Source organism: Sphingomonas sp. (assembly GCF_048595155.1).
GTDB lineage: Bacteria > Pseudomonadota > Alphaproteobacteria > Sphingomonadales > Sphingomonadaceae > Sphingomonas_I.
In genome coordinates, this window is sequence record NZ_JBMDXN010000057.1 from 1 (window position 1) to 13856 (window position 13856).

Annotated in this window: 17 protein-coding genes; 10 read left to right on the top strand and 7 right to left on the bottom strand. The window is 65.1% G+C overall.

Annotated features, from left to right (window positions below; all coding sequences use genetic code 11):
• The first annotated feature begins 242 nt into the window (after positions 1 to 242).
• Positions 243 to 1292: an ankyrin repeat domain-containing protein gene (locus ACOJSI_RS09340; protein WP_420138004.1), complete on the top strand. Its 1050-nt coding sequence runs from the start codon at positions 243 to 245 to the stop codon at positions 1290 to 1292.
• Positions 1293 to 1311: 19 nt separating this feature from the next.
• On the opposite strand, the gene ACOJSI_RS09345 is transcribed toward ACOJSI_RS09340, so the two are convergent.
• Positions 1312 to 2160: a hypothetical protein gene (locus ACOJSI_RS09345; protein WP_420138005.1), complete on the bottom strand. Its 849-nt coding sequence runs from the start codon at positions 2158 to 2160 to the stop codon at positions 1312 to 1314.
• A gap of 53 nt (positions 2161 to 2213) precedes the next feature.
• Positions 2214 to 2630, bottom strand: a complete 417-nt coding sequence (locus tag ACOJSI_RS09350) for a hypothetical protein (protein ID WP_420138006.1) — start codon at positions 2628 to 2630, stop codon at positions 2214 to 2216.
• 205 nt (positions 2631 to 2835) lie between these two features.
• On the opposite strand from ACOJSI_RS09350, the gene ACOJSI_RS09355 reads away from it, so the two are divergent.
• Genes ACOJSI_RS09355 through ACOJSI_RS09365 form a run of 3 tightly spaced genes read left to right on the top strand, consistent with a single transcriptional unit; the run spans position 2836 to position 4367 of the window.
• Complete coding sequence (locus ACOJSI_RS09355; RefSeq protein WP_420138007.1) at positions 2836 to 3096, top strand: hypothetical protein; 261 nt, start codon at positions 2836 to 2838, stop codon at positions 3094 to 3096.
• A 45-nt stretch (positions 3097 to 3141) separates the two neighbouring features.
• Positions 3142 to 3948 (top strand): hypothetical protein, encoded by an 807-nt coding sequence (locus ACOJSI_RS09360; RefSeq protein ID WP_420138008.1) that lies wholly within the window; start codon positions 3142 to 3144, stop codon positions 3946 to 3948.
• Positions 3945 to 4367: a hypothetical protein gene (locus tag ACOJSI_RS09365; protein WP_420138009.1), complete on the top strand. Its 423-nt coding sequence runs from the start codon at positions 3945 to 3947 to the stop codon at positions 4365 to 4367. Before ACOJSI_RS09360 ends, ACOJSI_RS09365 begins: the two co-directional genes overlap by 4 nt.
• A gap of 24 nt (positions 4368 to 4391) precedes the next feature.
• On the opposite strand, the gene ACOJSI_RS09370 is transcribed toward ACOJSI_RS09365, so the two are convergent.
• Positions 4392 to 6494, bottom strand: a complete 2103-nt coding sequence (locus ACOJSI_RS09370) for a M48 family metallopeptidase (protein WP_420138010.1) — start codon at positions 6492 to 6494, stop codon at positions 4392 to 4394.
• A gap of 228 nt (positions 6495 to 6722) precedes the next feature.
• Here ACOJSI_RS09370 and ACOJSI_RS09375 point away from each other — a divergent pair, with 228 nt between their 5' ends.
• Positions 6723 to 7460 carry a hypothetical protein gene (locus ACOJSI_RS09375; RefSeq protein WP_420138011.1) on the top strand — a complete coding sequence of 246 codons (738 nt, stop codon included), beginning with the start codon at positions 6723 to 6725 and terminating at the stop codon, positions 7458 to 7460.
• A gap of 12 nt (positions 7461 to 7472) precedes the next feature.
• Here ACOJSI_RS09375 and ACOJSI_RS09380 read toward each other — a convergent pair whose 3' ends face one another.
• Positions 7473 to 7871, bottom strand: coding sequence for a lysozyme inhibitor LprI family protein (locus tag ACOJSI_RS09380; protein WP_420138012.1), 399 nt, complete (start codon positions 7869 to 7871; stop codon positions 7473 to 7475).
• A gap of 127 nt (positions 7872 to 7998) precedes the next feature.
• On the opposite strand from ACOJSI_RS09380, the gene ACOJSI_RS09385 reads away from it, so the two are divergent.
• Complete coding sequence (locus ACOJSI_RS09385; protein ID WP_420138013.1) at positions 7999 to 8583, top strand: WG repeat-containing protein; 585 nt, start codon at positions 7999 to 8001, stop codon at positions 8581 to 8583.
• A 25-nt stretch (positions 8584 to 8608) separates the two neighbouring features.
• Here ACOJSI_RS09385 and ACOJSI_RS09390 read toward each other — a convergent pair whose 3' ends face one another.
• Entirely contained in the window at positions 8609 to 9025 is a 417-nt protein-coding gene (locus tag ACOJSI_RS09390) for a hypothetical protein (protein WP_420138014.1), read from the bottom strand.
• Positions 9026 to 9329: 304 nt separating this feature from the next.
• Between ACOJSI_RS09390 and ACOJSI_RS09395 the strand changes: the two genes are divergently transcribed.
• Complete coding sequence (locus ACOJSI_RS09395; RefSeq protein WP_420138015.1) at positions 9330 to 9656, top strand: DUF2809 domain-containing protein; 327 nt, start codon at positions 9330 to 9332, stop codon at positions 9654 to 9656.
• Between the two features lie 39 nt (positions 9657 to 9695).
• Entirely contained in the window at positions 9696 to 10439 is a 744-nt protein-coding gene (locus ACOJSI_RS09400) for an IclR family transcriptional regulator (protein WP_420138016.1), read from the top strand.
• 36 nt (positions 10440 to 10475) lie between these two features.
• Here the strand turns inward: ACOJSI_RS09400 and desA are convergent, their stop codons facing one another.
• On the bottom strand, positions 10476 to 11873 hold the full coding sequence (desA, locus tag ACOJSI_RS09405; RefSeq protein WP_420138017.1) for a syringate O-demethylase: 1398 nt from the start codon (positions 11871 to 11873) through the stop codon (positions 10476 to 10478).
• A 28-nt stretch (positions 11874 to 11901) separates the two neighbouring features.
• A complete protein-coding gene (locus ACOJSI_RS09410; protein ID WP_420138018.1) occupies positions 11902 to 12627 on the bottom strand; it encodes an alpha/beta fold hydrolase in 726 nt (241 codons plus the stop codon).
• Between the two features lie 81 nt (positions 12628 to 12708).
• Between ACOJSI_RS09410 and ACOJSI_RS09415 the strand changes: the two genes are divergently transcribed.
• Together ACOJSI_RS09415 and ACOJSI_RS09420 are read left to right on the top strand one after the other, a co-directional pair.
• Positions 12709 to 13596 (top strand): methylenetetrahydrofolate reductase, encoded by an 888-nt coding sequence (locus tag ACOJSI_RS09415; protein WP_420138019.1) that lies wholly within the window; start codon positions 12709 to 12711, stop codon positions 13594 to 13596.
• The coding region (locus tag ACOJSI_RS09420) for an ACT domain-containing protein (protein ID WP_420138020.1) at positions 13593 to 13856 on the top strand (264 nt) is incomplete at its 3' end. The genes ACOJSI_RS09415 and ACOJSI_RS09420, both read left to right, overlap by 4 nt.

A 13856-nucleotide genomic window follows, 5' to 3' on the forward strand; every position in this document is an offset into this window, starting at 1 on the left:
TTCATCGGCCTGTTCGGCTGCGTCGCGACGCGGGTGGGCGGCCCACTGTTTTGGTCCTTCGGGCGCGCGGCGACGCTTGCCGCCGCGCGCGCGTGCGGCGACTTCACCAGGATCTGACCGGGATGCAGCGCAGGGTGGCGCGCCCTCGTATATCCGCCCTGGCTGGGGCCGATGTCCTTGGCACGGCGTTGCGCCCGCGCGACGTTGCACATGGCTTGAATCATCGAAGGATCGGGTGAAGCATGGCGAAGAAAAGGAAGACGCTTCCGAAAGATTTCGAAGACATGCTGAAGACGGCCGATCTTGCCGATCTGCAGGCGGTCTTTGCCACCTGCGACGTCGATGCCCGCGGCGGCTATTCCAAACGGACGGCGCTCGCCTTCAACGATTGCCCCGACGACTTGGCGCGCTGGCTGGTCGAACAGGGCGCGGATGTGAATGCCGAAGACATCTATGGCGAAACGCCATTACATGCGCGAGCCGGCCATTGGCAGGGCCGGCTGGACATATTGGTCGAGCTTGGCGCCGACGTAAATCACGGCGAAGGCGGCCGCGGCGCACCGCTTCACCGCGCTGCGATGAGCGCCCTGAGCCGCAATGTGCAACGCCTTCTCGCGCATGGCGCCAAGGTCGACGCACTCGACAGACAGGGCTTTACCCCGCTGGAGATCGCGCTGCGCGGATGCAGCAATGCGCAGATCGAAGGGGTGGCTGATCTCGCCGCGATAATGCTCGAGGCCGGTGCCCGCATCACCGATCGCATGCCCGCCTTCGTAACCCGCATCGGCGAGCAGTTCGAATTCCATCGCGCCGGCTTCAACAAGGACAGCCTCGCTGCCACGGATGCCGCGCTGCACCGGCTTTATGCCCTGTTCGATGTGCCGCCCGTGCCGCGCCGGCTGATGCACGACGGCAAGGCGCCGATCATTGTCACGGCGGGGCGCTGGCAGGATGCGCACCAGCAATTGTGGGAGCTGCTGGTGCCGTCACAAGGCGCCGCCCAGACCGTGCAGGGTGAGGTCATCCGTATCGCCGGCCGGATCGCGCGCGAGCTGGACGGCAATGGCGGCGTCAATTGGGATCGGCAGTTCCGATCGATGGTGGAAGCATGGCGCCGGCATGTCGCATCCGGCACGCCGCTGCCGCCAGCCGACTTGGCGAAAGCCGACGCAATCGTCGCTGGCATCGATCGCAACGGCGGCGATTGCGAAGGAATGATGGAATTGGCGGTGGCGTGGGTTGCGCGCAATCCTGATCCGATCCCGCTGCCGCCGCCCGCCTATCAGCGTTAGACGGAACGCGGCCGCTGGTTCATTCCGGCGCGCAGGCCCACAGGAACGCACCGCGCGCTTGCTTGACGGCGGGCGTCACGCGACGCGGGAAGCTCAGCATGCGTTGCGGGCCTCCATTGTCATGCACGGCGATGCGCACGTCCGGCCCATCGATATATTCGCCATCATTCTGGACCGTCCAATCGATGCGATGGGATCCGCCTGCCCAAGCAATGACGGTGCCGCAATGGCCGCTTGGCAGGACAGCGGTGATCGGGCGGCCGTCGAGCTTGCCGCCCTGGGTCAGCGCGGCGCGCAGCCTCGCCAGCGCCGCAGTGTGTGCGGCAACGGTGCCCGCCAGATAACCGGTGGCGCTCGTCGCCTTTGGCAGACTTGCCGCGATACGTGCGTAAAAGGCAGCGGAGCGCGCATTCTTCTCAGCAGTAAAGTGCACTGCGGCCTGTTTCGCCACTGCCGCGCCCAGCAGGAACGCCTGATGGTCCGCCGCCGGATTATCGCCCGACACGACATGCCCGGCGCTATCGAAGCGGGTCGCTGCAACCAAATTCTGCGGCGTGAGATACAAGGCCCCGGTTACCGGCTTGCCGCCGGCGACGCGCCCGAGAAACAAGCTCCAGTCGAGCTGGTGCTGAATCCGCACGACGCCTAGCCCTTCGGCGACACCGTTGCGGCACGGGCCCAGCCACGTCGTGACGCCCTTCTCAACATCGACGGGCGGCTGCACGCGGCAGCCAGCTGCGGGTGCTGCCACGACCGAGGATGTGGGGACGGACAATGCTGCCGGCGCCACCGCGCAGGCCAAGGTACAGCAGAGCAATCTGCGGCCGCCGGCAATCCGATTGGGAATAGTACGCCCGAATATCGCCATATGTTCAGCTATCCTTGCTTCTGCCCCCGCAGGCCGCGCCTGAGTGTCATCGCTTAGCCCGGCGACATGACATATTTCTTCGACACCCAGCCGGATCGGCACGGCCCCCGATAGACGGCCCGTTGCGCCCGAGGCGACGAGACGCCGCAACCGTCTCCATCGTTGCCCTTCGCGTATACCACGCCCAGCCACATGCCTTTTTCTTCACAGACGAGCAGCCGCTGGTCCGCGTGAACGCGGTCCAGCTGGCGGTAAGGTTTGCCGCCGGGCCCGCTTTGCACGGACAGATAATTGTCTCCCTTGGGATCGAGGCCGGAAACCACCACGAAGTCGCTGCAGGCATCCTGTTCAGGGAAGCCACCATAATGAACCGGCACGGAAGATGTCGGCGGCGCGGTGAGCGCGGGTGCGGCAGCGAAGCTTAACAGGCACAGCACCGAAGCAATATGTGCGCATCGACGTGCCTCCATCCCGCGACTCCTTCTCCGGACCTTATTCGCGGATAAAGCTTGGTCTATGTTGAGGTTCCTCGCCCTAGCTCCGACGGACTGCCGCGCCATCAATATCGCTAGAAATATGCCCCCAGGAAGCCATCCATTAGTGCTGCTACGATCATGCTGGGATATTTGTGGAGCGAGATCGTTTTCTCCACACTGTCGCTGGATGGAAGCAACGATGCCGATGATCGCCTTATGGCTCGCCACTACCGCGGCCGCTGCGCTGCCGCCCGCCGACGTGAAAGCCCTCCTCGCAAGGCGCGAACAATGCCAACATTGGGCGGGGGAAGACCCCTATGACGCCGCGCGCGGCCGGGAGATTGAGGCCGCCATCCGCCGCCTTCGCTGCGACAGGATCGACAGGGACGCGGCACAATTACGCAAACTCCATCGGAACAAGCCGGCTGTCGTGAAGCTTCTCGATACGTCGGCCGAATGACCGCCACGCGGGCGGGAATGAGGAATTTATCGGTGGGGGTCATGCGTGAACGGAATTTTGAAGATCCTGGTCGATGGCAAGGACGTCGCGGTCGTCCGTGCCGATCAAGTGCCGTGCGAAATCACGCCGGACGTGCCCGTCACGGGCGCAGCTTTGGTGGAGTTCGTCGACGCGGCCGGAACCTCGCATCGGCACGCGCTGCCCGATGGACCCGCCTGGCTTCATCTCAGCGTGCGGGTTCACGCCAGCCTCGGCTGCCAGGCCGATGCCGTCGTCACCGCCGCGCCGACGCATGCGGCGGGAGCGCCGCTCGGCGATGAGGATATCGGCGTCCGCTTCCAGCCTTTCTTCCTAGCCGGCGCCCCTTCGGTGCCGGATCTCACCGGCCAAGGCCTGTTCGCGCGGGGCCTGCATTTTTCCGGCACGATCACGCCGGGCAACATCCTGCTCGGCTGTGAATGCGATGTCTGCCACCGCAGCCTCCTCGTCCGCTCCTTCCATGCGGGTTTTTCCAACCGGGCCTATTTCTACTCGGCATCGGGCCGTTACACGTTGACCATCGACAGCCAGGCCGATGGCGCCCCGGCCGCACTTAGCCAGCCTGATGCCTCCGCCCTGCGCCGACTGGAGGCGCGCTTGCCGCGCGCTCCGGACGGCACTGGCTTCACCTATCTGAACCCGTTCCGCTGCCCCCACTGCAGCGCGCCCTATATCGACTTCCCGACCCATCCGCAGATAAGACCATCCGAATATTACGGGCTATATTTCCCGGATGTTCCGCCGATCCATGTAGACCCGGATCAGCTCGGCGACGGCGCACGGCCGGATCGAGCGTTGGGAGAACAGGTATGACCGATCCGCATCGCGTTTCACCACATAATGATCGCATCCAGCCGCGCATCTCGGCCGCCGCCGACGCTGAGGCGCGCAAAGTGAAGATTGGCGGCGTGATCGCTACCGTCGCCGGCCTCTTCATCCTCGTGCTGATGGGTATCGTGACATGGCGCATGGCGCCCATGCTGCTGGCGGCACCGGCACAAACGGCCGACGGATCGCGCTTCAACGCCACGCAGCATGTCGCCAGCCTGGTGCTGGCACTGTTCGGAACCATCCTGCTGTTCGGCGGCGTGGCCGTTGCGGTCGGACTGATGCAGGCGACCACGGGGGAGCGCCGCAAGGGCCCGCTCTACGCGCTTTGGGCCGCGGCCGCGCTGATCGTCGCGATGGTCATCCTTGTCATCGTCACCATCAAGCAGATGCAACCGCAATGACAGCCGTGCCCTTCCAAGACAGGCTCAGGACGGCGCCCCCTCCGGCAGGCCGGTATAGCTTTCCTCCAACGCGCGGCGCGCATGGGCGGCGTTGAGATAGCGGTTAAACGATTCAACCAGATCGGCGCGCCGCATCCCCCGTATCCCGTAAAATACGACAGATATGGTGCGCTGCTTCTTCCTGACGCGCGTACGCGTCAGCGCGCCGATGGCGTTGGGCAGCGGCGCATCGGGCACCAGCCCGAACATCACGGCGGTCGCGTAGCGCACGCCCACCTGGAAATATTCGATGTCGAGCCATCGTAACGGCTGGGAGAGGTTCTTCACCGTCACCATGTCTGGGCCGAAAACGAAGACCGGGGTGCGATAACGCCGGATCAGGCGGACGGCCATTGCCAGACCGCCGGCTCCAATCACGCCTATGACGGCGGCGAAGATGGCGCAGGTCAGCCGATCGTCCGTAATCGTACCATTGGCCAAGAACATCGCGACGAGCAGCGCGGGGATGCCGAAGATCGCCGCCATGAAGATATAGACGCCAATCATGATCGCGCTCTTTTCGTAGAGCTTCACCTCCTCCTGCCCGACAGCGGCCGCCCTATTCTGCAGATGCGCCCGATGCGCCGCATGGGCCTGGCGCGCGGCGGCCTGGAAGTCGGCACTCAGCGCACGGCGCAGCCCCAGCCAGTCGGCGAACAGCCGGGCGCCGGGGCTCGGCAACGGCCCGATCGGCGGCCGTGTCGCGACAGCCGTCAAGCCGTCGTCCAGACTGAGCTTCAAGGCCTTGATCCGCTGCGGCGTCGAAGGATGCGTGTCGGTCGGATGGACGGCGCGATCCTCCAGATGATCGGCGATATCCGGCCAGCCATGGTCGTGCACCAGGCGGAGCATATCGGCGATCAGGTCGCGTGCCTCGCCGGCAGGCTCGGCGAAGGCTCGCTCCAGTGCGACAGCGACGACGGGCGCAATCACGCTTACGCGCATCAAGGATTTGGCGATCGATCGTGGGCCGCTTGCCAGGCTGCTCAGCCGATCCGCCTCGAATTCGCGCAAGCGGCCCCAATGCTTCACCGCATGATCGAACCGCTCGAACATATGCAAGCCCAGGCGGTATGCGGGGTAGGTGCTGGAGACCCGCGCCGTCGCCTGCCCCATGGCGATCAGTGCATTTTCCAGCCCCATATAGATGGGGGTGAAGTGACGGCTGTAGGATGTATCTTCGCCGACGAAATGGGCGAGCTCATGGCCGATGACGCCGGCCAGCTCCTCATCGTCCATCATCTCCAGATAGGGCGCCGGTAGATACAGGGTGCGCCCGTCCAGCAGCTGCCCGCCGGGCTGGATCCGCATCGCCCGCTCCGTGACATAGAAGCCGCCATCCAGGCCAACGACGATCGCGTCCGGGACCAACGCCTTCTGCTGCTCCGCCAGATAGCGGACCACCTGCCAAAGCCCAGGCGCTTCGCTTTCCCCCACGATGCGGCCCGATTCCTCGAATGTTTCGGACGTGTTGAGCGCCAGTATGTCGCGCAGGCCGCGCAGCGCCAGGAAGGCGCCATAGACGGCGGCACCGCCGAACATGGCCGCAATCAGGAAGATGCGGGGATCCACGTCCCCGTTCCGGCTCCAGAACCAGGCGCCGATGGCCTCGAACAGGCAGATCGCGACGATCGCGCAGGCGAGCCCGACGACAACGCCGCCGAGCAGGAAGGGCAAGATCCGGTGCACGCGCGAGAAGCTGTCGATAAGGTGGCTGCGCGATCGCCGCGCGATCGCCCCCGCCCGCGCCGCGATCAGCAGCCCGGCCCCGCCGGACAGCAGCGCCAACAGACCCCCTGCCATAGCGATCCGCGGCAGCGGCGCACGAACATGGGACAGCCACACGCCCCGCTCCGCGACCGGAATGGCCTGCTCCGCCGCCACGGCGGCCAATGCCGGCGATACGAATTCCTGCTCCCGACCATTCCATTTTGCGATCGTGGCGGTCGGATCGCGCGCTTCGATCCTATGCAATTCCGCGACGGTGTGCGGCAGGCCCTGCACGGCGGCGCTGTACAGGCGCAGCGTCTCGACGTTGCGTGGTCGTTCCCACAGCGCGATGCCGATCATGAGGGCGGGAAACAGCAAGATCCATGCATAGACATCGACCCTGCTCCAGGCCCGATGAAGCCAGGCAGGGGTGCTTGCGCGAAACTCCGCCATGATCCCGCCACCCCTTCCTTGCTGACCCTTGTGATCAGGAACAACGTTGATTCCGCCACCACGATCCTTGCCCCTCGCGCCCGCCATCCGCTTAGTATATCCAAGGTAACAGCCGACCGAATTAACCGTGCAAACAGAACAGGATGAGTTGTGATGAGGACGAAGCTCCCGATAATCCTGTTGATCACATTGTCGCTCTCCGCCTGCAGCCGGCGCGACGACAGGGTCATCACCGCTGGTGACAATTCCATGGTCGAGATGGAGGGACGATCAAACGTTGCCTACGGCTATACCTATCGTTTCGGCATGCCGAGCAAAGCCATCACGCAGATCCAGGACCGGCACATTGCCATGTGCGATCAAATGGGCGCTGCCCGCTGCCGCCTGCAAGAGATGCACCGCTCGGCCAATCAGACGAGCTCCAGCGGGTCGATCAACTTCCTGGTCGCCAGCGGCGAAGCGCGGCAGTTCGGGACCGCGCTGATCGCTCCCGTGGCCGCCGCGGGCGGCGCCTTGAAGTCGCGCGATTTCGAAGCGGAAGATGTGTCGAAGCAGATCGCCGCGAGCGAGAACAAAGCCGCGGCCAAGCCTACAGCCGACAATCAGGCCGCCCTGGCGGAGGTGCGGGAACGGGTGGTCATGTCGCCGGTGACGGTCGTCTATGACACGGCCGCCGGGTTCGGCGAGCAGGTCGGCAACGCGCTGGCGGCGGCGGGTGAAACGACGACCAGCAGCGTGTCCGCGCTCATCTATTTCCTCGCCGCGGCGCTGCCCTGGGTGATCGTCTTCACGATCCTGTTCTTCGGCATCCGCGCGATTGTCCGCCAGACCCGTCGCATGTTTCCACGCGCCACGGTCAGCCGCCCGGCACCCCCGTCCGACCCTGTCTAGTCCAACGTTGGCTTATTTGGCGGTGAAATAGGACAGGGTCGCGCGCAGCTGCCGGATGCGGGCCAGCGTTACGTCGGTCCGGCACTGGCTTTCGCGAAGCGCCTGCATCGATCCGCCACGCCATTCGTAGCTTTCGATGCGACATTGCGCCTCGCGAAAGGTCAGCCAGGCGCGCTGCGATGCCAGCAACGCAGCGGCATATCCGGGCTCGCGAGCACCTTCCAGTTTCGGCCGGTCATAGCTGCGGTCCTCGCGCTGCATGGCCGGATAGACTTGCTTCCATACGCGGTTCATCTCGTCGTCGGCACGGGCGGCCACCTCGGCCTGACACATGTTCATTGCCGTCTGATTGTCCTTATCACCGCAATTGCTTGCGGCCGCGGCCAACAACATCGCTAAACCCCACATCATGTTCTCCCTGTCATTCTGCCTGGTCGGGTGGCAGCCGCTTGGACCGCCGGTCAAGCCATGTCCGCTGTACCTAGGCGGTTGTCGGCCCTATCCTTTGCCGCTCGCAATGGCCGTGCCGGAGTGACCGATGCTCGCGATCCTGCTGCTGACGGTGCTGGCCGCATCGTCCGCCCCCGCCCCACGTCCGGATGGCGACGCGCTCCTTTATCCGCTTGGCTGCTCCTATAGCGGGCCGATCGAACTGACTCCGGTGGACCATTGCGCAAGCCACGGGTCGGGTCTGCCACACTTGGCCCCGCAGGTCGTTGCCGACCTAGCCTACGACCATGGACTTGCGTCGATCGCGATTGCCGGAAAGGGCTGGTTCTATCGCCGCCGCGACGGGCGCATGGTCCAAATGGTAACCTTCGACAACGGCCCCGATCCCTTTTCCGAAGGTCTTGCCCGAGCGATTGTGAAGGGCCGCCTGGCCTTCGTTGATCGACGACTGCGCCTTCGTTTCGTCACCCGCTACACCGCCGCGGAGCCATTCCGCCATGGCCGTGCCATCGTCTGCACCGGCTGTGTCGAGACACCGGTCGACGACGGCGAGCATTCTTATATGTCCGGCGGCCGGTGGGGCGTGATCGATCGCCGTGGGCGGGAGATCATCCCGCCCACGCAACCTTATTCCCATTTCGCCGCCACGGCGGAGCGCCTGGGACTGCGTTGATCTTCCCCAAGGCAGCAGGCTGCGCCTAGAAACGCTGCCCTGGCAGCCCACTGAAAAGATCGCGGGTGCATTTGCCTTCGGCAAGGCTGGCGGCCGATCCGGACCAGCCCATTGCGATATATTCCTTCACCGTGCCGTTGGTGCGCGACAGGCTCGTTTCGACGTCACCCGGCCCGCCGATCGCGGCGCGGCTGTCCAACAGCACGATGTCATCCGCCGTCACGGAACTGATTTCGGTGGCCGTCTTGCAGGCGCCGCGACACCATCTTTTGGCGTCGAGATCGATCCGGTAACGCTCGCTCCAGGCAGTCGCCGGAGCGCCGGTGCGCTTCTGCTCCTTGCCCTTGCAGACCAGGTCGAACTGATTGGCGGCCAGAACGGGCGAGGCAACCCCGAAGCTTGATATGACCGCAAAAGCACCTAAGGCATGGATCTTCAGCATGACATTCCCCTGTTCATGGCTGAGCATCACTTCACGCGCTCAACTGATCAGCAACGGAATCTGCGTTCAACAGTTCCATGATGAAACCATGACTTCTAGTCGCATTAGCTATTCTCTATCAGATAATGATCAGCACATCCTCCGCCCGCCCCCCGTCGGCAGACGGAAAGCGCAAACTCAGCTTGCCTCTATTGTTCCTTTCAGTCCTTGGCTAATCTCGACGTGGACGCAGAAGAAGGGCAATCGCATCATCCGTTATCTCTATTATGGTATCGCTACGATTGCGGTGTTCCTGCTGGAGGTCATGATCGCACTGTTCGTCCATGACCGGCTTGTTCGCCCCTATCTTGGCGACAGTCTGGCGGTGGTGCTCGTCTATTGCGGCCTTCGCACGATCACGCGCTTGCGGGTCGGCACGGCCACCGCATGCGCACTGGCGATCGCCTTCCTGGTCGAGTTCGGGCAGGCTCTCCATTATGTCGACCGGCTGGGTCTTGAGCATATCCGGTGGGCGCGGATCGTGCTCGGCACCGGCTTCGACCCCCAGGATTTGCTCGCTTATACCGCAGGCGCCGCTGCCATCCTGCTGGTGGAGCGCTGGCGTCGCCGCATCTGGCCCGCACCCCGCTAAGCCATTGGCGCGCGCGCTCATATCTGCCTAATGTCCGGGATGGCCGATCCGATTTCCTCACCCGTGAAGTCGGCGATGCGCACACTGGACATCATCGAATATGTCGTCGCGCGCGATCGGCCGGTGGTGGCGCAAGAGATTGCCGCCGTGCTCGCTATTCCCGTCAGCAGCCTGTCCTATCTGCTGAATACGTTGGTCGACCGCGAATATCTGACGCGCGACGGGCGGCGCTACACCGCCGGCCCAGGGCTGGAGCGACTGCAGGCGCGTACGCATGATTTCTCGATCATCGAACGGAGCGCACCGCTGGTGCGGTCGCTGCGCCTGCAGATCAACGAGACTGTCTCCTTCTTTGTCCCGCGCGGTTGGGAGATGGAGGCGGTGGTGACCGAAAGCAGCGATCATGCGCTGCGCTATGCGGTGCAGACCGGAAGCATCACGCCGCTTTACTGCTATTCCGCCGGCAAGGCGCTGCTCGCCACCTGGAGCGACGACGCGCTGGACCGCTATTTGGCGGAGGTGCGCCGGCCATCGGTGACGCCGTCCACCATTACCGACGCCGATGCGCTGCGGCGTGAAATCGCCCAGGTTCGCCAGACTGGCATCGCAAAGACGCGCGAAGAAAGCACACCCGGCATTCAGGGCATCGCGCGCGCGGTGGTGATCAATGGCGAGGCAGTCGGCGCCTTCGCCATCGCGGTGCCGATCGTCCGCTTCGATGCGGATGTGGAGCAGCGCGCGATCGCCCTGCTCCACACCACCACCGCCCTGCTGGCGAGGTAGCGATGCGGGCCGGGTCTGCCGGCCCGGCCCCTGCCGTCAGAGCGATTGGCGCGTCCGCCATCCTTCGGCGTAGGAATCGCGTGCCACTTCCGAATAAGGCACGGGCGAGACGGTCGCCTTGATCTCTGTCTGGACGTGGCGCTCGACCGTTGGCTTGCGGGTGCCGCCGTCGGGCTCGCCCCACAGCAAGGTCACTTGCGTGCCGGGCGCCGCCACGGCTTCGTCGACCATCGCCAGCGTCAGCATCCGGCCCTCATTGGCGCTATAGGCCACCCAGGTCGACAGGCCGACCAGAGCGCCATCCTTCAGCACCTGATCATAGGGATGCATGGAATAGACCGCCGACGGAAAGTCCATATATTTGGCGCGCCCCTCCCGACTGAATTGGGAGGAGAGGACGCGCATCAGATCGGCATTGTCCAACGCCAGCGTCACCTTCTTGCGATGCGGCTGATCGGCCAGTTTCTCCAGCGCCGCGCGGCCGATGAAATCATGGTCGAACTTGACGAAGGGGCCATACCCCAGATCCCACGGCGTCAGATAATAACCCTCGATCTTGTCGGGCACATAGCTGCCGCCGATCGAAGCCTTCGCCTCATAGCTGTTCGCCGACAGCCATTCGCGGAAGGGCTTCAGCGCCTCGCCGGTATAGGTGGCCGGCAGCGGTGAGGGGATCCAGCCGGATTCGATCGCATTGGACGGATAGGTCCGCCCGCCGACCAAGGTCAGCCCATGATCTTTGCCCGCCTCGATCAGGGCATTGCGCACCACGTCATAGTCCGCCCACGGCCCGAACAGCTCATAGCCGGGCTGGCCGGCCATACCGTGGCGGAGCGCGCGCACTTCGTGGCCTGCAATCTGGATGCGCGCCATGTGGAAGAATTTAAGGTCGGGCGGGGTGGCGCCCATTGCCTTTTCCAGCACCGCCATCGCATTCGGCCCCTGCAGCTGAAAGCGATAATGGCGGCGATTTTGCGGGTCCGGGCGCACCGCGGTGCGCTCGTCGCGGGAGACGGTGACGTCCCACTTCCCGGTCTGCGCGTGATATTCCACCCACTCGATCACCGGCGCGCGCCCCACCAGGTTGAACGATCCCTCGTCGAGATAGAAGAGGATCACATCGCCGATCACATAGCCATCGGGTGTGACCGGCACGAACTGCTTGGCGCGATCGGGCACGAAATTCTTGAAGCTGTTGACGCCCAGATGGTTCAGCATTGCGAACGCGTCCGGCCCCTGCACCGCCAGATCCACCATGTGGAAGGATTGGTTGAACAGCACTGCCTTGCTCGCCCAGGCCAGCTGCTCATCGCGCCAGTTGGAATATTCCCCGGGTACGCCGGGATAGACATTGGGGCCGGTCTGCTGGTTGCGCAACAGCTCGACCAGGTCGCCGCTGTCATCGAGCAACTGCTGAAGATTCGTCGCGGTCATCATTCTCTCCTTGGGGATATGGGTTCGATCACGCGGCACGGGCCAGCCAGCGCGCGACGACGGCGTTCAGCGCGTCAGGCGCCTCGGCCGGCAGCATGTGGCCGGCGCCAGAGATGATCTGCAGGTCGGCCTGCGGGATCGCCGCGGCGATCCGCTGATGCTGCGCTGGCGGGCTCCAGCGATCTTCGCTGCCGGTCGCGACCAGTGTCGGCACCGCGATTGAGGGCAGCAGGGGCTCCACCTCGGGCCGCGCCAGCAAAGCGGCGGCCTGGGCCTCATAGCGTTCCAGGCCGGCCGACGTGCACATGGCCCGCAAGGCCGTCATCAGCGCCACGTCGTTGACCCGGTCGGGCGCGACCATCGGCGGCAACCACGCATCGACCAGCGCCGCCACGCCCTGGCTGCGGCCCAGATCGCGCAGGGCATGGCGCTTCTCGGCCTCGCCTTGCGCGACCGGGTGTACGCCGGTGCTGACCAACGCCAGCCGCTGCACCCGCTCCGGCGCACGGCGAACGACCTCCAGCGCGACACGGGCGCCCATGGAATGGCCCAGCAAGGCGAACTGTGGGGGCGCAGCGGCCAGCACCCATTCCGCCATCTCGCCCAGGCTGCGCTCCTTGCCCGAATCGGCTATGACCCGTGCTTGCGGAAAAGCCGCCGATTGCGCCTGGAAGATCCGGCTGTCGCACATCAATCCGGGGAGCAGCAGCAGCGGTTCGCTGGCTTCCTCACCGACCTGATTTTTCGTCATCATGAAAATTCGTGTATGCGAATTTGATGGAAAGGGCTAGAGCAAAGTCGTGGCCCCGACGCGGCGCAGGAGAGGAGCAGCGACATGGATAGCGCGGTCATCCACCCCAATTGGCTGCGCCCGCCGCGCGACATGACCGACGGTTATTCGCTGGAAATGACCGCCAAGGATCGCCCCGCTCTGGTCGAGGCCGCGGCGCGGATCGCGCCGGAGACGCCGGTCGCGATCACCTTTCTCCCCAACGAGACAATGGCGGCACGGATCGAGGCGGCGGCGACCGTACGGTCGTTGGGGTTCGAACCGATGCCGCATCTGTCAGCCCGCCGCATCACCTCCCATGACGAGTTGGAGCAGATGGTCGCCCGCTGCGTGGCGGAGGCCGGCGTCCGCCGTATGTTCCTCGTCGCCGGCGATCCGCCCGTCCCCGCCGGCCCCTTCCCCGATACGATGGCGCTGATCCGCACCGGCATTTTCGAGCGGCACGGCATCGTCGCGATCGGCATTGCCGGCCACCCGCAGGATCACCCGACCATGGACGCGGCGGCGCGCTGGTCCTTCCTGCAGCAGAAGCATGACGCGCTGGCCAGCCGCGGCATCGCCACCCTGATCGTCACCCAGTTCGGCTTCGACGCCGGCCCCTTCCTGCGCTGGCTTGAGGATCTGCGTGCGCGCGGCCTCGACTGTCCGGTGCGGATCGGCGTGCCCGGGCCGGCGGGTATCGGCACGCTGGTCCGCTATGCCGCACGGTGCGGAGTCGGCGCGTCTGCGGCGGTCATGGCGCGCTATGGCGCCTCGCTTACCCAGCTGATGGGCTCGGCCGGGCCGGACAAGCTGGTCGCGGCGCTGGAACAGGGGCTCACCCCCGCGCATGGCGCGGTACGGCTCCATTTCTATCCCTTTGGCGGGCTTGCGCGGACGGTCGAATGGATCAACCGCTACGTCGCCGCCCACGCCGACAGGATCAAGCCATGACACAGATGCCCGCCGACACCTCATCCGGAAATTTCGTGCTCAGCCTCGCTTGCGATGACCGGCCCGGGCTGGTCGCGCAGGTGGCGGGCGCGCTGGCCGCCAATGGCGGCAACATCGTGGACGCGCAGCAATTCAACGATCTCCAAACCGGTCGCTTCGTCATGCGTGCCGCCGTCGCCGTAACGGGCGCCCCGGCGCCCCCCGGGGCGGCGCTGCACCCCCCGCGCGACACCCGCCGCACCCCCCACGGCGCGGGGTGG